This window comes from Aquibaculum arenosum, assembly GCF_029222965.1.
GTDB lineage: Bacteria > Pseudomonadota > Alphaproteobacteria > Kiloniellales > DSM-21159 > Aquibaculum > Aquibaculum arenosum.
Genome location: NZ_JARHUD010000006.1, coordinates 82,463 through 101,930, shown reverse-complemented (window position 1 = coordinate 101,930; position 19,468 = coordinate 82,463). Strand labels below are relative to the sequence as shown.

The following is a 19,468-nucleotide window of genomic DNA, read 5'->3' as shown; positions in this document are numbered from 1 at the left end:
CCGGCGGCGGGCTCAACTCCATGTCACGCGATGCGGGTCCATGAAGGGGATGGCGACCGCGCGGGTCAGGCGCGACAGCAGCGCCAGGCCACGCCCCTGACCGGGCTGGCGATAGGGCACGAGCAGTCGCTTGTAGGTGACCCAATGGCTTTCTCCTTGTGGCGGGGAGATCAGCGTTCTCACGTGGTCGAAGCGCGGCTGTGCCGATTCCAGAGTTGGCTTGTAGGGATCCCAGACGCGCCGCAGCAGACCGTCGGCGCAGGGCGCGAAATCGTAAGGGCGTCCCTTGGCCTCGGCAGCCCAGGCTTCGCCGAAGACCTGCCGCAAGGCCGAGTTCGCACCGATGTGAGAAAAGAGGAGATTGGCATCCTCCTCGGCAAAGAGGACCAGCTTGTCCATCAGGCCACGGCACTCAAATTCCGCACGCAGCTCCGCTGTGAGATAGCCGTCGCTGTCCTGAAGCCCTTTGAGCAGCAAGCTGAAGCCGTTGTGTGTGTTCATCGCTTCGGAAAGCGACCGCTGCAGAATGCTGGGGCGGGGCAGGGGCGTGACACCGCTGTAGGCACGGGTCCAGCGCATGCGGTCCAGGGCGCTGCCCCCTTTGGCATGAAGCTCCTCATGCCAGCCGACGAAGCAGAACCGCAGGAGTACCGGAACGCGCACCTGGCGCAGATAATTGCAGGCCTCATTGAGGGCTGCTTCGCAGACGTGGCGGATGTCCCAGCTTACGACGATGCGGTGGCTCGTTTCCTCCAGGCGCAGCATGCCGAAATGGCGGTACATCATGTCCCGGCCGAGCGGGGTGTCCAGGACCGTGTTGTGTCCCCCCGTTGCCTCGCTCTCTGCGGCTTCGCCGAGGGGATTCCATCGCCCCCGGTCATCGATCCACCACATCTTTGGGCACGGCTGTGCCTCTTCACGCACTTGCCGCTGCCGAACTGCTACGCCTACCATATACTCCCCCCAGCCCGCCTCTCTATTGGGCGGTTACTTCCCATTCCTGACCGACATGCTAGACCTTTGGTTGGCGGACCTACAACCCGATCTGACGTATTTGAACAACATTCCCTTTAAGGCTGTGGTGAGCCCCGGGGATTCGTTTCGTCGGGCCGCGAATTGACAGGTCGCGGGCCCTTTCTATGATCGCGGTGCCGCGGCTTTGATTATGATATCTGTGACGGCGTTTGGTGCGCAGACGGGGAGACGGGTGATGGATTTCCAACTCGCAGAGGAACAGCGCGCCTTCCAGGCCATGGCGCGTGATTTCGTGCGCGCTGAAATGGCGCCCCATGCTGCCAAATGGGATGCCGATTGCATCTTCCCGGTCGAAGCCTTGCGCAAGGCAGCCAGTTTGGGGTTTGCCGGCATTTATGTCGGGGAGGATGTGGGCGGTTCGGGCCTCTCGCGACTTGATGCCACCATCATCTTCGAGGAACTGGCGGCGGCGTGCCCTTCGACCGCGGCTTATCTGTCCATTCACAACATGGCCGCCTGGATGATCGATCGTTTCGGCAATGATGCGCAGCGCAATGCCTTCCTGCCGAAGTTGATGAGCATGGAGCATTTCGCCTCCTACTGCCTGACGGAACCGGGTGCCGGCTCCGACGCGGCCAACCTGCGCACCCGGGCGGAGCGTGACGGCGATCACTATGTGCTGAACGGCAGCAAGGCCTTCATCTCCGGCGGTGGCAGCAGCGACATCTATGTCGTGATGTGCCGGACCGGCGGAGAGGGGGCCAAAGGCATATCCACACTGGTCGTACCCAAGGACACGCCCGGGCTGTCCTTCGGGCGCAAGGAAGAGAAACTGGGCTGGAACAGCCAACCCACTGCCGCCGTGATCTTCGAGAACGCGCGGGTGCCGGTCGCCAACCGCCTCGGCGAAGAGGGCGATGGCTTCAAAATCGCGATGATGGGCCTCGATGGCGGGCGCCTGAACATTGCGGCCTGTTCCCTAGGGGGCGGACGTGCTTCACTGGAGGCTGCCCTGGCCCACGTGAAGGAGCGGCAGCAGTTCGGCAAGCCGCTTGCCGAGTTCCAGGCCACGCAGTTCAAGCTGGCGGATATGGCGACGGAACTGGAGGCCGCACGCCTGCTGCTACATCGCGCTGCGACGGCATTGGATGCCGGTGCGCCGGATGCGACCCAGCGCTGCGCCATGGCCAAGCGCTTCGCCACGGACGTGGGGTTCAGGGTCGCCAATGAAGCGCTGCAGCTGCACGGCGGCTACGGCTACATTCGCGAATATCCCATCGAGCGCTACCTGCGCGATCTCCGCGTGCATCAGATCCTGGAAGGGACCAACGAGATCATGCGCGTCATCATCGCGCGCCGCCTCCTGGCCGAGTGAGTGCGGCACTGCCCGACGTACGAGACAGCTTCAATCACCAAAAGGAAACAGTATGACCGAAGAGCCAGAGATCCTTTTTGAACAGCGTGGCCCGCTGGGGCTTGTCACGCTTAACCGGCCCAAGGCACTCAACGCCCTGACACTCGGCATGATCAGGGAACTGCAGACCAGGCTCGATGCCTGGGCGCAGGACCCTTCAGTGGCGGTGGTGGCGATTCAGGGGGCCGGGGAAAAGGCTTTCTGCGCCGGCGGTGACGTGCGTGCAGTCTGGTACGCGGGCAAGGAGGGCGGCTCCCTCACCCGCGAGTTCTTCTATGAGGAATACACCGTCAATCGGACCATTCATGCCTTCCCGAAGCCCTTCGTCGCCTTGGTCGACAAGGTCTGCATGGGCGGCGGTGTCGGGCTGTCCATTCATGGCAGCCACCGCGTGGTCGGCGACAAGACCATGCTGGCCATGCCCGAGACGGCCATCGGTCTCTTTCCCGATGTCGGCGGCTCCTGGTTTCTGCCGCGTTTGCCCGGCCGCAGCGGCCTCTGGATGGCGCTGACGGGTGCGCGCCTGAAGGCGGCGGACTGTCTGCAGCTTGGCATTGCCACGCACTTTGTTCCAAGCGCACAGCATGGCGACCTGATCGATGCTTTGGCTGAGGCGGATTATGCCGAGGATGCGGCCGCCGCGGTCAATGGCGTGCTGGGTCGACTGTCTGGCGATCCGGGTCCCTCGGCTGTACAGCCTTACCTTTCCGACATTACCCGCCTCTTCGCGGCGGATACGCCGGAAGCGATTCTGGAGGCTCTGAACGCCGATGGTGGTGATTGGGCGCGTGAACAGCGCGACATTCTCGCCACGCGCTCTCCCACCTCGATGAAGATCACCGCGGAGCAGCTCCGGCGCGGCGCCGAACTGAGCTTCGACGACTGCATGACCATGGAGTATCGTATGAGCCAGGCCTGCATGGCGGGCCACGACTTCTATGAAGGCATTCGCGCGGTTCTGGTGGATAAGGATCACAGCCCGAAATGGGACCCCTCCAGCCTCGACGCGGTCGATGCCGCGCTGGTGGAGCGGCATTTCGCTCCCTTGGGAGAGCGCGATCTGACGTTCAACGACTGACACCTTCAAGGACTGATGGCCGAAAGGCCGGCGCTCGACCGGCTGGCCTGAGCAAGAACAGGGAGGATAGATATGGCGACAATCGCATTCCTGGGTCTGGGCAATATGGGTGGCCCAATGGCGCGCAATCTGGTGGCGGCCGGCCATCAGGTGCACGGCTTCGATCCTTCCGAGGGTGCCAGACAGGCCGCTTCGGACGGCGGCGTTGAGATTGCAGAGAGCGCTGCCGCGGCCTGTGCTGCGGCTGAGGTCGTCTTCACCATGCTGCCGGCCGGCAGCCATGTGCGCGAAGCTTACTTGGGGGAGGGGGGCATTCTCGCCAGCACGCCGCCGGGGGCGCTTTTCATCGATTCGTCGACCATCGATGTGGCCAGCGCCCGCGCGGTGCACGAGGCCAGTGAAGCAGCCGGGTTCTTCATGGTGGATGCGCCGGTCTCGGGCGGCGTCGCCGGAGCCGAGGCGGGCGCCTTGACCATGATGGTGGGGGGCAGCGATGCTTCCTTTGCCAAGGCACAGCCATTTCTGGACGTGGTCGGCGGCAAGGTGGTGCACGCGGGCCAGCCTGGTAATGGTCAGGTTGCCAAGGTCTGCAACAACATGATGCTTGGCATTTCCATGCTGGCTGTGTGTGAAAGCTTCTCGCTAGGAGAGAAGCTCGGCCTCGACCCCAAGACGCTGTTCGAGATCTCCTCGGCCTCTTCGGGCTCTTGTTGGGCAATGCTGAATCATCACCCCTTGCCCGGCATCGTTCCCACCGCCGCAGCCAATCGTGACTACAAGCCTGGCTTTGCTGCGGCTATGATGCACAAGGACCTGAAACTCGCGCAGGAAGCGGCCGCGCTGGCCGACTGCGCGACTCCAATCGGTGCAGAAGCGGCCCAGCTCTACAGTCTTTTCGTGGCAGCCGGCCACGGTCATCTCGATTACTCGGCCATCGTTCGTATGATACAAGGCAAGGCCGCAGAGTAACCGATGGTTGTTGTGCCTGGTCTTCCTTCAGTGGAAGTGCCGGATTATTTTCCCTTTAAAAGCAGGATACCCTGTAGTACTCACTTATGAAGTATACTAATAAGGGCTCTTTGGGTGCGTCCCTTGAAGGGTCTGGTTGGAGGACCGGAGTGAAGGCCACTTACATCGATACCATTCGCATGGTCGAGAGATTGCACCGGCAGTGCATGGAAGTGATCAAAGGGGAAATTGATCGCCGGGGCATTCGCGATCTGAACAACATTCAGGCCTTGATTCTCTACAACATCGGAGATGGCGAGCTGTCCGTGGGCGAATTGACCCAGCGCGGCTACTATCTGGGCTCCAATGTTTCCTATAACGTCAGGAAGCTGGTTGGGAACGGCTACCTGATACAGGAGCGCTCGCCACATGATCGCCGCTCCACCCATGTGCGGGTCAGCGAGAAGGGGCAGGAGGTCTCACGCTATCTCGATGAGTTCTTCGAGCAGCACGCCAATGGGTTGGACGAAATCGGGTTGGAACAGGCAGATTTGGAGAGAACCGGCAACGTGCTGACGCAGCTGCTACGCTACTGGTCCACGCCGACACAGTATACCAGCGCCTACGAACGCTGACACAGGGCTTAGAGCGGGTCGCGTTCAATTGGAATCGCTACGCGATCCGGTCTGAGGCTCAAGCACGCAAGGAGGAGGCAGAGCCACTGCCGCCATTGCTGTGCTCCTGCTGATTGACCCACTCCACGGCGGACTTCCCTTCCATAGGGCGGCCGATGAAATAGCCTTGCGCGTAGGCACAGCCCACTGTCGCCAGGAAAGACAGGGTCCAGTCGTCTTCCACGCCTTCCGCAGTGACTCGCAGTCCGAGACGACGGCCCAGGTCGGTGATCGAGGTGATGATCTTCTGCGCCTCCTCTGAGTGTTTTGCCGTCGTCACGAACTTTCGATCGATCTTGATCGTCGTACAGGGCAGGCGCAACAGCTCCGACATCGAGGAATAGCCGATGCCGAAATCGTCGATGCTCAGCTGAAAGCCGTTCACCCGCAGGCGTGTCAGGATGTTGAGGGTGGTGGTCGGGTCTGACACGCGTCCGGTGTCCGACAGCTCCAGCACAATGCGTTCGGGGGCAATGTCTACGGACCTGGAAGCTGCTGCTATGCGGTCGATGAAGGAGTCGCCGTGGAAGCTGTGTGCCGAAAGATTGAACGCGAGAAGCAAGTCCGTTTCGCGGAAATGCCTACTGAACCACATTAGACCCTGAGAGACGATGATCTCGGACAGACGGTCGATGAGTCCGGCAGTCTCCGCAACGGCAAGGAAATGCTGCGGCAACAGCAGGCCCGCTTGCGGGTGGGACCAGCGCACCAGAGCCTCGAAGCCGACAGGGGTGCCGGCGGCACAGCTTATCACCGGCTGGTAGTGAAGCGTGAACTGGCCGTCGTTCAATCCCTGGACGATGCTGTCTGGCGAAACGGCAGGATGCGCCTTGGGCTCGTAGTCCGTGTCACTGGGCTTCGCGTGCGCGGATGTGTCGCTCGTATCAAAGAGCAAGGCGCGCAGTTTGCTGCTACTGAACGGCTTGATCAGGACGCCGGCGACCGTGAGACCGTCCTCCTCGGCCATGGCACGCGCGGCGCCGAGCACCGGATCGTCGAGGCCGCTGAGGATGATGATCCTGGCCTTGCACCCCATGGCCGCCAGTCGCCGAAGCACCGAGAGTCCGTCCTCGCCCGGCATCGCCAGATCGACGGAAACGTGGGTCGGCTGCCACTCTTCCGCCAGCCGCGCGAACTCTTCGCTGTCGGTGGTGGCCTTGGCTTCAAAGCCACTGTTGCGCGCCAAAAGTTCGAGCATGCGACCGATCGCGGGATCATCGTCGATGGCCAGCAAGCGCGGTGTGGGCGAGAGCGACGACGCCACGGAGTCAGATCCTCCGAACGGCTTCGAGACTGCTGGACGCTGGATCCGGTCTGCAGGCGTCACTCATTTGTCTCTCCTGATTGTCGCGGGGTGCTCTTGACCGCACCATTCCGGACGCAACTTACGCTGGACCATCTATTATTGAGAGTACGGCCTTCTTGGACACTGCGCCAATATGTTTTGACCGTTTGTACAATAAGCGCAACGAAAGCTATCAGCAACGCAAGGCTGCAATGCAGAAACCCGCGAGCTGCTTTTGCAACTCACGGGTCAGGGATTTGGTTCTGCGCTCCCCTGCTGCCGTGGCAGGAGGAGTGGTCAGGGCGCGGGCCGGCGCCCAGACGTATCAGGCTTGGGCGGTGGCTCCAGCCTGGGACACCTGGCGCTTGAGGCGCTGCGCCTCCGGGCTCAGGCGGCTGTTGTTCGTGTTGAGCAGGAAGGCATCGAGGCCACCCTTGTGCTCAATGGTGCGAATCGCCGAGGTCGTCAGGCGCAGGCGCACCATGCGCTTGAGCGCATCGCTGTAGAGGGAGGTCTGCTGCAAATTCGGCAGAAAGCGACGCCGCGACTTATTGTTCGCGTGGCTCACGTTGTTGCCGGACTGCACGCCCTTGCCGGTGAAGGCGCAACGTCGTGCCATGATTCCGATTCCACTTGCTGCATGTCATAAAGAAACGCCGGATGCCGCAGAGGCCTCCGGTCGCGGTCGAGTGCTTCTACGCAAGCGGGCCCGCTGCGTCAAGGCCGCGCGCCCGCCTGCGGAAGAATTCAGGCTTCGATATTCTCTTCGATCCAGGCCTGAAGCTGGTTCTTGGGCAGGGCACCGATCTTCGTCGAAGCCACCTGGCCGTCGCGAAAGATCATCAGAGTCGGGATGCCGCGGACGCCATATTTGGAGGGCGTCATGGGATTCTCGTCGATGTTGAGCTTGGCAATCTCGACCTTCTCCCCAAGAGCCTGGGAGATCTCCTCCAGGGCTGGGGCGATCATCTTACAGGGGCCGCACCATTCGGCCCAGAAGTCCACCACTACGGGCTTTCCGGCCTTCAGAACGTCGGTATCGAAACTCGCGTCGGTCACTTTGGAAGTGCTCATGGCTTCCTCTTGCCTGTTGGGCGCCGTCGTTTGGCTGCGCTGAGTATTGGGAAGCCCACCGGGAGCGTCAAGGCACCCCTCCCGATGGGGAGATACGCGCAATAGTAGCGCAACACGCAGAGCCTTGCCTTCGTCTTAGACCTTAAGGAGGCGCACCGGCAGGCCCTGCCGCACCGCGGCGCCTGAGACGCCTTCCAGCCAGGTTCCGGCAACCTCGCGGGTGGGGTCTGCGAAGCCGAGGTCGTTGATGTTGACGCCGGCGGCAATCCACCGGTTGCCCGCCACGGCCTCGCCGTCAACGACATGCTCGCGAGCTCCCAGTTCCTTGTGGCCGTAGCTGTGCTCGATGCCGATGCAGCCTTCCATCACGCCGTCGGTGACCACGGCGACCCCTCGTACTTCGCCGCCAGGGCTTTGCAGGACCACTTCGCCGCCATGCTTAATGCCCAGGCGCTCCGCGTCCCGCCGGTTCACCAGCATCGGGTTGTAGGGCTTGATCATGCGTAGCCGTTCAAGGCCAATGGCGTAGCTGTTCATCACGTTGGACTTGTAGGAGAAGGCCAGATAGGGCCATTCCTCCTCCGGGTAGTGGTCGCGCATGGCTGATCCGTCAGCCATCTTCGGCACCATGAAGCGCGCCGTGCCGTGCAGCCGCTTACCAGACATGCTGTCGACCGTGGTCGCTACGCTCTCGTTCCAGACGCAAAGCTCGCGCGTCCAAGTGTTGCCGAGGCGATCTCCCTGTCGCGCCGCATCAAATGTCTGGTAGCGGCCGCCGCGCGAATAGAGCCGGGCGACGGGGCCGCGCTCGTCCGGCGGAAGGGTTGCCTCCAGTTCGGGGAGCAGCCGCTCCAGCCCGGCGAAGGCGATGTCTTCCTCCGTCGCGTCAGCCAGCACGTCTCCCGTGAACGCCAGATTCGCAGCCGCCCGAAGATAAAAGTCCTCTGCCCGGTCGAGCGAATGCTTGTTGCCCTGAGCGTCCGTGATGGCGTCCGCGCCGAATCCGGGCAGGCCCAGCTTCTTGCCCAGTGCGATGAAGAAGCTATCCATGCTGACCGGCTCTCCGTCGGCCGTCTTGACCTGACGCGGCTCGACGATCGGCCAACAAGCGGTTGTCATTTTGGTCAGGGTGCCAGACCAGGAACCGGTGAAACCCCATACCTCGTACATGACCGAATCCGGGACGATGTAGTCGGCGAAGGTGCTGGTTTCGTTGATGAAGCCGTCAACCGCCACGTAGAGGGGCAGAACAGACGGATCCCGCAGCTTTTCCTCGATCAGTCCGCGCAACCCCGTCTGGCCGTAGATCGGATTGCACATGACGCCGATCAGAGCCTTGATCGGGTAGGGGTAGCCTTCCAGGGCGGAGGGCAGGTGCTCCGTCAGGGTGGGTGGTGCCAGCTTGCGCCAGGGCGCGCGCGCCGGATAGGGATTCTGGCCTGCTTCCTTGAGGCGCTTGAACTCACTGGTCTTCTCATAGGGAAAGCGCGAACGAGAGAGAAAGACGCCAGTCGGTTCGCGCTGCCCCTCGAAATTGGCCAAGTCATAGCGTGGACCAGCGCCCGTACCATTGAAGGAGCCGCCTCCGTGGGCGCTGCCGCCCGCGTGGTTCACGTTGCCCAATAGCACGTTCAAGATTTGTAGCGCGAAGGCTGCATCGAAGCCCGCGCCCGACATCATGCCGCCATGGCAGTCAACCACTGCGGTGCGACCGTGCTCTGCCAGTTTGGCGGCGATCCGGCGGAAGGTGGAAATGGGAATGCCGCAGGCCTCGGAGAGCGTCTCCAGTTCGTGCTCCATGGCGGAGGCGCGCAGGAGGTTGAGAGCCGTCTGGACTTCGATCTGCTCGCCTTCGGCGGTGGCGACGTCGCCTTTCCAGAAAAGCGTGGCCTTGGTGACTTCGGCGGCGGGAACGATGTTACCGTTAGCGTCGGCCACTAACACCCCGTCATCCTCTGCGCCCGCCTCTGTCTGCCCCAGATCCGATTGGCGCAGGAAGGCACCTTGGCGGGGATGCCCCTCGCTGGTGATAACCAAGTGGGTGGCATTGGTGTTGGTGGCCTCCCCGGCGGCCTGCGCAGCCGCGGCATTGGGGTAGGCAAGATAGTCGTGGGCGATGCCATCGCGTTCGAAGAGAAGGCGGATCAAGGCCATGCCCAACGCGCTGTCGCTTCCGGGCCGGATTGGCACCCATCGTGAGCGTTTAGTGGTGGAGCGCGCGACTGAGGCGTTGAGCGCAGGGTCGACGACCAGGTACTCCAGGTCGCCGTCGACCCGCGCCTTCGAGATGAGGCGACCCTGCCGCTTGAAGGGGTTGCCCGCCTGCGAGGGGGCGCTGCCCACGAAGAGCGCGAAGGTGGCCTCTTCGAAGTCGGGCTTCACATGGGCGTTCCTGGCCAGGTCGTTCAACATGGCCCCCGCTCCCATGCGGAACGCAAGGCCGCAGTAGGAGCCGTGATGGCCGTAGTTTCTCGTACCGAAAGCCTTGTCTGAGAAGCGCCGCAACAGGGCCGAGCGGCCATAGTCGGTGGCTTCCATGACCAGAAGCTGGTTGGTCTTGGGGCCGTACTCCGGATTCTCCGGATCGAGAGGCGTCTCGTAGTCGTTGATGGCTGCCAATCCGTCGACGTGGCCCTCACCGAACAGATCACCACCCTCAACGATCTCTTCGATCAACTGCTCGAAATTTATGGCGGTCCACTTGCCTTCCCCGCGCTTGCCGGATCGCTTGAGGCACTGGGTCACGCGGTGTGGGCTGGAAATCTGCGCGATCATCGCGTTGCCGCGGGCGCAGGTCGTAGAGCGCTTGGACCAGCCCTGATCCTGGTAGAGTGTCGTGGTCAGAAGCGCGTCCTTGACCGAGGTCGCCTCGTCCACGTGCTCGTCTGACGATAGGGGGTTGTAGGGATTCCCAAGAGCCCGCAGCACAGTTTCGCTGCGATTGTCGATGCGCACGCGTACACCGCACTTCGTGGTGCAGCCGTAGCAGACCGTAAAGGCGACTCGCTGGTTGGGGTTTGGCGTAATGTCGCCTGTGCCCATGTCGACCGTATATTCCGGCTCCAGCGCATTTCCGTAGATCGGATGCTTCGGCTTCTCGCCAGAGGTGCCCGAAAGCCCACGATACATGCGCGACAGAGGTTCGGAGTAACCTGCGACAAAGGCGGCCGCCCCGGCTGCGGCCGCGCCGCCCTTCAGAAGATTGCGGCGTGACTTATCCATGAGTCGCAACTCCTTGGTTGGGCGACAGGGGCGCAGGGCGTGGTTCACCTGTGCTGCCGCCGAGGGCGGCTCGCCAAGGGACAAAAATGTCGATGATGAGGATGACGGCGAGCCACAGGCCAAAGATGCCGATGACGCCACCCCAGCCGCTCGATTGCCAACCCACGATGTATTCGGAATAGCCGGCGGTCTGCTTCTGGACTGTTTGCACATGCATGAGAACGACCCAGCGGGCCATCCACGCCATGTGCAACGCAACCAAGCCGAGGATCCATGGTCCAAGAATCTTGGGTTTGTTGCTCCACCCAGCGCGCCACAGCATGAGCCCGGCGGCCAGGGTGAGCACTGCTCCGGCAAGCATTCCCCAAATGGCTGTGTTGCGCCAATGCGGCTCGTGACGCACCGAGTCGATCGCGGCCGCTATCGAACTGCCTTCGACGAACAGCCCCTCCATACCCCACATCAGGACCACTCCGGCCGTCAGCAGACCGAAGAGCGTGATAACACCAAGCATCTTGCGGTCCGTTCCAGCGTCCCACGGGCCTGCGACGCGGTTCAGCAGCAATACCAAGCCGGCAGCTCCCATCATTCCGGTCGTGAGCAACAGCGGGGGCAGCCAAATGGTGTTCCACAGCGGCCGGCCTTCGACGACGGCGATCTCGCTGCCGGTGTACACCATGATCGACAGCGAAAGGATGGCAGCCACCACTGCGAGAATCCGCACAGCAAAGTGGGGCGTTTGCCAACCGCCCAGGGTCGCGATCCGGGCGATGCGTCCCGTCCAGTCCTGGCGCTCACGCCAAGCCAGCATCGGTTCGCGCCAGACCAGCCAGGCAAGTCCGATCACCGCAAAGACGAACGGCGGCAGCAGCAGGCTGCCGATGGACATCCAGGAGGTGGAAGTGAAGTGGGCGTAGAAGTGCCAGAAGCGCAGTGGTTGGTGGAGGTCGGCCAGGAGCGCGATGGGCGCGCATATGGCCGTTGTCATCGCGGCCAGCAAGGCATAGCGCGCGGTCGCCGCCCACCGGCCGTTCCTGCCGAACAGCAAGCCCGGCAGCGCCAGCCAGACGCTGCAGTAGGCCAGCGCGACAAGAAAGAAGTACTGGACCGCCCAAGGGTACCAGGCGATTTCGTAGCGGGGCGCAAGGATCTCAATGACCGGAGAATTCATAACCCATCTCGCTGAAATCTTCGCCGCGCACATCCCAGACCGAGGCCAGGGCTTCGGGGCGGTCAATGAAGCGATCATCCATGCCTAGATAGAAGACATGCGGGTGCGTACCCTTTTCGGGCTGGAGCACCTTCAAGTCACTGTAGTGCTCATCCATCATCTTCGAGATCGTGCTGTCGGGATCCAGGATGTCCCCAATAATGCGCGCACCACCGACGCAGCTTTCGACGCAGGCCGGCGAAAGCCCCGCTTCGAGCCGGTGAGTACAAAAGGTGCATTTGTCCGCGGTTTGCGTGTGCTCGTTGATAAAGCGTGCGTCGTAGGGACAGGCCTGAACACAGTAGCCACAGCCGACGCAACGGTCGCTGTCCACGACGACGATGCCGTCATGCTGCTGATATGTGGCCTGAACCGGGCAGACCGGCACACAGGGCGGATTGTCGCAATGATTGCACAGGCGCGGCAGAAAGAAGGTGGAGAGATCGCCGGTCGCTTCGTCCTCGACCTCATACTGCGAGACGATGGTGCGAAACTTGCCAAGCGGGGCATCGTTCTCGAGATGGCAAGAGACCGTGCAGGCCTGGCAGCCGATACAGCGCCGCAGGTCGATCAGCATGGCCCAGCGCTTTTCGGGATCGCCACCCCGGCGCGGCGGTTGTTCATTGATTTTGGCATGGGCGACTGAAGCGAGCGGGACGAAGGCGGCTCCTGCGGCGAGACGCGCCAACTGTCCCATGAACATCCGTTTAACCAGGTCCATAAGCCCTCCTCACCTCGATGCCGCCGGGCGCACGCTGGTTGCTGCTTACACTCTAAACAACAAACTTAGCCTAACCAGAAAAATGGGTCATTGACTTCTATAAAATGATCACAGGGGGAGGTGAAAGTCTCGAAAGCCATGCCTTGATCTGCAACATATGAACAATTTTACCGTTCTTATCGGCATCTCTGTCGCCGCCACTTTCAGGGTGACTCTCCACCCCGACAGATCGCTGGCTACATTATCGCTGTGCAAAACACGGAGATAAGATATTTGCAGTCAGGTTCAAGCAATCGTTGCTTATGGCAGCATTGCATCCAGCACAGCCGAGTCCAAAGGCATGAGCCGGGGCCCGTCGGTCCAGAGCAGGGCGCAATGCAGCTGCCGGCCTGGGTAGATGTCGCGGAGCAGGGCGCGGTAGGCGGCCATCTGCCGCAGGTAGGCTGGTGCCACCTGGGCGGCGGTCTGTGGCGGCGGGCGGTTGGTCTTGAAATCGACCACGAGCACCTGCTCGCGATCCACGTAGAGCCGATCCAACTGCCCAGAAAGGGCGAGAGGGCCCTCGGGTGTCTGCACCAGGCCGGCGATCGGTACTTCGGCGCGGCTACCGGGGCCGAACAGCGCTGCAAAATCCGGTGTATCCAGCACGGCCAGAACTTCGGCCAGCAACGACTCCGCCGTATCGTCCGCGAGACCATGCTGTGTCTGCGACAACCAGCGCCGGCCGGCAGCCGCCCGCTGCCCGACCGGCAGATCGGGCAGGCTTTGCAGCAGCCGGTGAATCAGGATGCCGCGTCGGAAGGTGCCGTCCTTGCTGCCTTGCAGCGGCGAGCGCGGCGCCGGGTCGCTTTGAGCGGGGCGCGAAGGGGCGAGTGGTCGTGATGGCGCCCGTTCAGGGAGGGGTTGCTGTCGCACCCAGGCTGGCAACGCAGGCGCCGCAACTGCTTCAACCTTATCGCCCGGCATATCCGGCCCAGCGGTCTGCGGTGCCTCGAGGCGCCAGCCTTCGCCGCTCCAGCCTTCGCCTTCGGGCAGGTCCTCGGTGAAGTCGAACGTGATTTGCTCCGCCAGACCACTGGCGCAGGCCTGTTCGACCAGTTCGTACCAGTTGCCCTGCGGGGCGCTCTTGCTGGTATGCCAACCACAGACGTAGAGACGGTCTTCCGCACGGGTCAGCGCAACGTAGAGCAGGCGATGTTGTTCTTCGGCCATCGCCTCGCGCTCGGCGCGGCGCGCTGTCGCAGCGGCGCGCACCTCCAGTTCCTGCCGCGGCGCCCAGAGCGGCAAGGGCGCGGGTTCATCGTGCTGCGGTGCCAACCAGAGCAGGCGGGTGCGGTCGTTGGGGAGCTGCAGGGTATCGGGCAGGAACACCACCGGCGCCTGGAGTCCCTTGGCGCCATGCACCGTCATGATTCGGACTTCCTCGCCGCCGGCCTCCATGTCGCGCTTGATCTGGCGCGGGCTGCTTTCCAGCCAGTGCAGGAAGCCCTCCAGGGAGGCGGTGGAGTCGCGTTCGTAGGAGCGGGCGAGGTTCAGGAACTCCTCGATGGGGTCAGCCGCATCGGGGCCGAGTCGGCGCAGCAACCGGGTGCGCCCGCCCTGCGCCAGCAACTCGGCGTAGAGCTCGAAGGGTGGTCGGGTGCGCGCCTGGCTGCTCAAGCCCTGCAGGAAATCGAGTGCCTGGCGGCAGGCTTCGTCATCGGCAGCGCGCGCCTGCAGCGCCGCCCAGAGATTGCCGGGGCGATTCCAGGCCAGGTCGAAGAGTTGCTCCTCGCTGAAGCCTATGAGCGGCCCTTTCAACACAGTGGCGAGGGTGAGGTCGTCCTCCGGCAACAGCAGGGAACGGCCCAGCGCCACCAGATCCATGACCGCCAGCTGCTCCATCAGGATCATGCGATCGCTGCCGGCGACGGGCACGTTGCGCTGCTTGAGTTCGCGAATCAGCTCTACCACGCAGGCGTTGCGGCGCCGCACCAGGACCAGAATGTCGCCGGCGCGCATGGGGCGTCCACGGGAGTCGAGCCAGGCCTCATCCCCGGGCCGGGCGTCGGGGCTATTCACCCAGGTCGCTATGCGCGTGGCGATGAGTCGCGCCAGACGGGTAAGCGGTTCGGCCTGGCCGCGGCGCCCAGGAACCGCCACCCAGGGATCCTCTTCCTCCTCCTTTTCCGGGCTTGGCGCCGGCCAAAGCTCGACTCGTCCGCCCTGACCGACGCGCACGGGGTCGTGGGCCAGCCAGGGCTGGCGGAAGTGCAGGCCGCGCTGCGCCGGCCCCTCCTGGAACACGGAATCGACCAGGCGGAGCACGGCTGCACTCGAGCGGAAGGAGTGGATCAGGTCCACCGGGTCCCAGCGCCGCTCCGCATCCCGCGCCCGCCCGGCGAAGTAGCCTTGCATGTGGGTGAACTGCTGCGGGTCGGCCCGCTGAAAGCGGTAGATCGATTGCTTAGCGTCGCCCACGGCGAACAGCGAGCGCGCCGGCCCGGCCATGCGCGCCTCGGCGGCGCCTTCGCCGGCGAAGAACTCCTCGGTGAGCAGCCGGACCACCTCCCACTGCTCCGGGTTGGTGTCCTGAGCTTCGTCGATCAGCAGGTGGTCCAGGCCGCCGTCCAGCTTGTAGAGCACCCAGGGCGTGATTGCTGCGCGGCGCAGCAGATCGCGGGTGCGCAGGATCAGGTCGTCGTAGTCCAGCAGCGCATGCTCGCGCTTTCCGCGCTCATAGGCCTCCAGCACCGCTGCGCCCAGCCGCAGCAGTGCCCGCGTGCCGCAAGCCAGCGTGAGCGCGCGGTGGGTCTCTCGCACTCTTTCGAGACGATGGGCTTCTTTCTGCAGTGCGTCTTCGGTTTCGGGGTGGGCGGTGCAGAGTTTCTTGGTCAAATAGGCATCGCGCTTTTCCCCGTCGGACTTGAAGAACAAGGAGAGATAGCTCTGCCAGAGTTCTTGGCGTTCGCTGCCCTCGGCAGCCAGCCACGGCCGCAGCAGGGCGGCACGATTTTGGTCCTGCTTCGTGCCGGACTCCAAGACGACGACCGCCCGACGCAGTGCGGCTCCCTCGAAGGAGGCTTCCGCGCAGGCACTTGCGAGACACGCTTCCGGAGTCGCATCAGCGGGCACGCCGAGCTGCCGGGCAACGGCATCGGCGAGGGCTTCAGGCCCCTTGAAGTGGGCGAGCAGTTCGTGCAGGCGGCCGCGCTCGCTCACGAGTGATCCCAGCAGGCTTGCAAAGTCGCCTTCGCCCACCAGCGGGGTGATGCGCGCAAGGGCATCGGCGAGGGCGGCATCGCGGCCGGCGTCGGCCAGCACGCGGTCGCGGGCCGCGGCCAGACGTTCGCCCGCGCCCTGCTCCTCGATGAGACGGAAGTGCGGTGCCACACCGGCTTCCAGGGGAAAGCGGCTCAAAACCGACTGGCAAAAGCCGTGGATCGTCTGGATCTTCATGCCGCCGGGAGAATCGAGCACCCGCGCCAGGAGCTGCCGGGCACGCAGGCTTTCCTCCGGCTCCGCGGGCCGACCGAGCAGCTGAAAGAGCCTGTCTGTCAGCACCTCCTCGTCGGAGGTGGCCCAGTCCTGCAGCACCTTTGCCAGACGGTTGCGCATCTCTGCTGCCGCCGCCTTGGTAAAGGTCAGGCAGAGCAATCGTTCAGGCGGCGTGCCGCGCAGCAGCAAGGTCAGCACCCGGTCGGTCAGCACCTTGGTCTTGCCGGTCCCCGCCGAGGCATTGACCCAGACGGAGGCTTCGGGGTCGGCGGCGCGCAGCTGCAGGGCCGTGGCCCGCGCACGCTTTTCCAGGCGCAGGTCTTCCGGGGTCATTGCTGGTTCTCTTGCCTGGCTCATGTCTCGTTCTCCCCGCCGAAACTGGCCCATTCCTTATGGCGTGCGAGGTGGGCATAGTCGTTGAAGCGCGGCGCACGGCCGGGCCGTGGCAGGGCGGGGTAGGGCGTTTGCGGATCGGCGAAGTCCTCGATTCGTCGGCGCAGCCCTTCGAGCGCGATCTCAGCCACCTCTGAGGGTGTCGTGCGTGACCTGCCCAGAGCCGCGCATTCTTCGCCGGCCGGGGTGCCGCCGGTCAGTTTCCAGTAGAGCAGCTCCGCCACCGGAGCAGCCGGAATGCCCGGAAAGCCTCCAGTAGCGGCGATTGCGGCTTCAAGAGGGAGCTGCGGTGCGTAGCCGGCGAGCACTTCCTTGCCGCTGGGGGGACTGCCGGTCTTGTAGTCTACCAAGGTGAGCGAGCCATCGGGATGCTGTTCGATGCGGTCGGCCTTGGCCGTCAGGACAAAGCCGCCGAACTCCAAGCGCCCGCTGACCTCAGCAAACAGGCGCGGATGAGTGGCCCGGCGCTGACGCTCCTGTTGCACGATCCAGGCGGCGATCCGCTGGAAGCGCGGCCACCAGAAGGCGTAGAGACCCGGCCGCGCGCGCAGCGGCTCAAAGTGATCCCGCGCCAGTTCCAGCAGACGCGGCTCGGCTTCCTCCGGTAGCTCTTCGGGGAAGGCGACTACAAAGCCTTCCAGCACGCTGTGGATCATGCTGCCGCGGTCGGCCGCGCTGGGGTCCGCGTCCAGCGGGTCCAGTTTGCGCAGCCTGAGTATGCGCCTTGCGTAAAGCGAGTAGGGATCGCGGATCCACTCCTCCACCCCGGTGACGGGGAGGCGGGTCGGGCGTGCGGGCAGGGGTGGCCGCGGCGCCGGCCGGCCCTGCGGCTCGTGACGTTCCGCCCGGTCCAGCGCCTGCGCCCAGCCCGCCCAGCGGGCGCTATCGTCACGGATGGCGTCGGGAACGCCCAGCGCTTGGAAGAGGGCCTCGAGGCGCAAGAGCCAGCGCGAGGGGACCGTTGGCGTGCCATCCACCTTGCGTGCCCGGGTGAGCACCACCTGTTCGGCGCCCAGAGCCTGGACGAAGTCGTGCGCCGCCAGGCCGACCCGCCGTTCCAGCGGCGGCAGGCCGAAGTCGACGCGCATGGGACGTGACAGCCAGGGACCCGGATCGCTCTCCGACGGCCAGGTGCCCTCCACCAGACTGCCGAGGATGACGAGATCCGGTTGCTGCAGGCGAGCCTCGATTGGTCCGAGAATGGCCAAGCGGGGATGGCGGCCGAAGCGCGGGCGCACCACGCGCTGGGCCAGAAGCGTGTCGAGCAGTGCCGGGTAACCCAGGCTGGCCATGCTGGCGCTGGCCTCTGCAGCCTCGGAGAACTCCTGCAGGAAGTCCGCCGCTGCCTCGCCTTCCTCGCCGGACCAGAGACGCTCGGCGCCCGTAGCCTCGCTGCTGCTCGCCAGGCCTTCGGCAAAGGCAATGTGGGCGGCCAGCACTTCGGTAAGAGTCTTGCCCTCGCGCAGAGCTCCCATGAAGGGTGAGGCCAGGTTCTCGAGGCTGTCCAGCAGCGGCGTCAAGGCGACGGCCACGTCACCTGCCTGCAGCTGGGCGGCGCGCAGCCCCTCGATGCCAGGCGCCGGACGCGGCCCGCGCAAGACCAGGCGATCGAGCGCGCGCACCTGGCCATGGAAATCCCTAAGTGAGACACCGCCAGCGGCCAGCGGATGCTTCAGACAGGCGAGCAGCGGCACCGGCGCGAAGCCTTCCCAGACTGCCGCGGCGGTCAGGCGCAGGAAGCTGCCGGCTTCCGTTTCTGTCAGCGGCCGTCCGGCGGAGTCGTCGATGGCGATGTCCCAGCGCGCCAGCTCGGCCGCTACGCGCCGCGCCAGGGCGCGGTCCGGCGTGACCAGGGCAGCGGTGCGTTCGGGTGTCTCCAAGGCCTCGCGCAGCAGCAAAGCAATGGCCGTGGCCTCTTCGCCCTGGGTTTCCGCCTCGATGCGCGTGACGCCGGCAAAGGCCGTGCGCACCGTCTCCGGTGGGCCCGTGAAGGCGCTCCACTGTTGGGTTGCGGCGGCGGGCAGCATGGCCGCATGCAGCAGCCTGTTCCTCGCACTCCGATCGGCGGGAAGCGGTGCAAAGGGCGGTCTGTCTTCGAAACCGGAGCGGCCCGGCCACGCCCCGACCGCCTCGCGCTCCACGCCGAGATGGGCGAGCAGCCGTGCCATGGTGTGCTGCGGGTGCGCCGGATCCTCGGCAATGGAGGCCCAGGCCGCGGCGTCGCTGTCCCGGTCCAGTCCGGGCAGCACCACTTCCCCCTGCGGCAGTGCGGCGATGGTGCCCAGGAGTGCCGCGGTCGAGGGAATTGAACCGGTGGAGCCGGCGGCGATGATGGGCTTGTCCGGCGGATTGCTGATCCAGGCCGCCACCTGGGCTTCGTGCAGGCGCCGCCGTCGCTCGGCAGGACCAAGGTAGCCGAGTTCCTCCTGCACCAGGGGCCAATGGGTGGCGACGATCTCCAGGAAGCGCAGGGTCTCGCCCCAGTGCTCCGCGTAGCGCTCGGGCACGAGGTCTTTCAGGTGCGTGAAGTCCAGGCCTTCGGTGTCGACCTGGTCGATCAGACGGGCGAGTTCCTGCGCCAGCGGAGCCACCCGCTCCTCGTCGGGCGCTTCGGCCCGGCCAGCCGCCTGGCCCCAGGCGACGATCAGGCGGGCAAGTTGAAGCTGGCGCAGCAATGGCGGGACCGCCTGCGGCAATGTCAGGTCGTCGGCAGGCAGGCCCTCATCGGCGGAGAGCAGCAGCTCGTCGGCGTCCAGATCGCCCAGCGGCAGCAACCGCGGCAACAGCAGCGGTGCGCCGTCTGTCACCCGCAGGAAGGCATCGCGCAGCGCGCGGCAGGCGCGCCGGGTCGGCAGGAGCAGGGTGACGCCGGCCAGTGCCTCGGGCTCTGGAAAGCGCCAGAGCAGGCCCCGCGCCAGCGTATCGACGAAGGCGACCCCGCTCGGGATCGAGGATATGCGGAGCTGTTCCGCCGGCATCGATCACCCGCGCGGGGTC

Annotated in this window: 13 protein-coding genes; 4 read left to right on the top strand and 9 right to left on the bottom strand. The window is 64.5% G+C overall.

Annotation, left to right across the window (positions count from 1 at the left end; translation table 11 throughout):
* Positions 1-12: 12 nt before the first annotated feature.
* Entirely contained in the window at positions 13-894 is an 882-nt protein-coding gene (locus tag P2G67_RS10900; protein WP_275822972.1) for a hypothetical protein, read from the bottom strand.
* A 316-nt stretch (positions 895-1,210) separates the two neighbouring features.
* On the opposite strand from P2G67_RS10900, the gene P2G67_RS10895 reads away from it, so the two are divergent.
* The 4 genes from P2G67_RS10895 to P2G67_RS10880 all read left to right on the top strand — a co-directional run bounded on the left by P2G67_RS10895 (position 1,211) and on the right by P2G67_RS10880 (position 5,050).
* Complete coding sequence (locus tag P2G67_RS10895) at positions 1,211-2,350, top strand: isobutyryl-CoA dehydrogenase (RefSeq protein WP_275822970.1); 1,140 nt, start codon at positions 1,211-1,213, stop codon at positions 2,348-2,350.
* Between the two features lie 52 nt (positions 2,351-2,402).
* Positions 2,403-3,467 carry an enoyl-CoA hydratase/isomerase family protein gene (locus P2G67_RS10890; protein WP_275822968.1) on the top strand — a complete coding sequence of 355 codons (1,065 nt, stop codon included), beginning with the start codon at positions 2,403-2,405 and terminating at the stop codon, positions 3,465-3,467.
* 72 nt (positions 3,468-3,539) lie between these two features.
* Positions 3,540-4,436 (top strand): 3-hydroxyisobutyrate dehydrogenase, encoded by an 897-nt coding sequence (gene mmsB, locus P2G67_RS10885; protein WP_275822966.1) that lies wholly within the window; start codon positions 3,540-3,542, stop codon positions 4,434-4,436.
* Between the two features lie 149 nt (positions 4,437-4,585).
* Positions 4,586-5,050 (top strand): MarR family winged helix-turn-helix transcriptional regulator, encoded by a 465-nt coding sequence (locus tag P2G67_RS10880; protein ID WP_275822964.1) that lies wholly within the window; start codon positions 4,586-4,588, stop codon positions 5,048-5,050.
* Positions 5,051-5,108: 58 nt separating this feature from the next.
* Here the strand turns inward: P2G67_RS10880 and P2G67_RS10875 are convergent, their stop codons facing one another.
* From P2G67_RS10875 to addB, 8 genes are all read right to left on the bottom strand, one after another.
* A complete protein-coding gene (locus tag P2G67_RS10875; RefSeq protein WP_275822962.1) occupies positions 5,109-6,353 on the bottom strand; it encodes an EAL domain-containing response regulator in 1,245 nt (414 codons plus the stop codon).
* 346 nt (positions 6,354-6,699) lie between these two features.
* A complete protein-coding gene (gene rpmB, locus P2G67_RS10870) occupies positions 6,700-6,993 on the bottom strand; it encodes a 50S ribosomal protein L28 (protein WP_275822960.1) in 294 nt (97 codons plus the stop codon).
* Between the two features lie 128 nt (positions 6,994-7,121).
* Positions 7,122-7,448 (bottom strand): thioredoxin TrxA, encoded by a 327-nt coding sequence (gene trxA, locus P2G67_RS10865; protein ID WP_275822958.1) that lies wholly within the window; start codon positions 7,446-7,448, stop codon positions 7,122-7,124.
* Positions 7,449-7,583: 135 nt separating this feature from the next.
* Positions 7,584-10,670 (bottom strand): molybdopterin dinucleotide binding domain-containing protein, encoded by a 3,087-nt coding sequence (locus P2G67_RS10860; RefSeq protein WP_275822955.1) that lies wholly within the window; start codon positions 10,668-10,670, stop codon positions 7,584-7,586.
* Complete coding sequence (gene nrfD / locus P2G67_RS10855) at positions 10,663-11,841, bottom strand: NrfD/PsrC family molybdoenzyme membrane anchor subunit (RefSeq protein WP_275822953.1); 1,179 nt, start codon at positions 11,839-11,841, stop codon at positions 10,663-10,665. Before nrfD ends, P2G67_RS10860 begins: the two co-directional genes overlap by 8 nt.
* Complete coding sequence (dsrO, locus tag P2G67_RS10850) at positions 11,822-12,601, bottom strand: sulfate reduction electron transfer complex DsrMKJOP subunit DsrO (RefSeq protein ID WP_275822951.1); 780 nt, start codon at positions 12,599-12,601, stop codon at positions 11,822-11,824. The genes nrfD and dsrO overlap by 20 nt, the downstream gene beginning before the upstream one ends.
* A 300-nt stretch (positions 12,602-12,901) precedes the next feature.
* Complete coding sequence (gene addA / locus P2G67_RS10845) at positions 12,902-16,435, bottom strand: double-strand break repair helicase AddA (protein WP_275822948.1); 3,534 nt, start codon at positions 16,433-16,435, stop codon at positions 12,902-12,904.
* Positions 16,432-19,449, bottom strand: a complete 3,018-nt coding sequence (addB, locus tag P2G67_RS10840; RefSeq protein ID WP_275822946.1) for a double-strand break repair protein AddB — start codon at positions 19,447-19,449, stop codon at positions 16,432-16,434. The genes addA and addB overlap by 4 nt, the downstream gene beginning before the upstream one ends.
* Between the last annotated feature and the right edge of the window lie 19 nt (positions 19,450-19,468).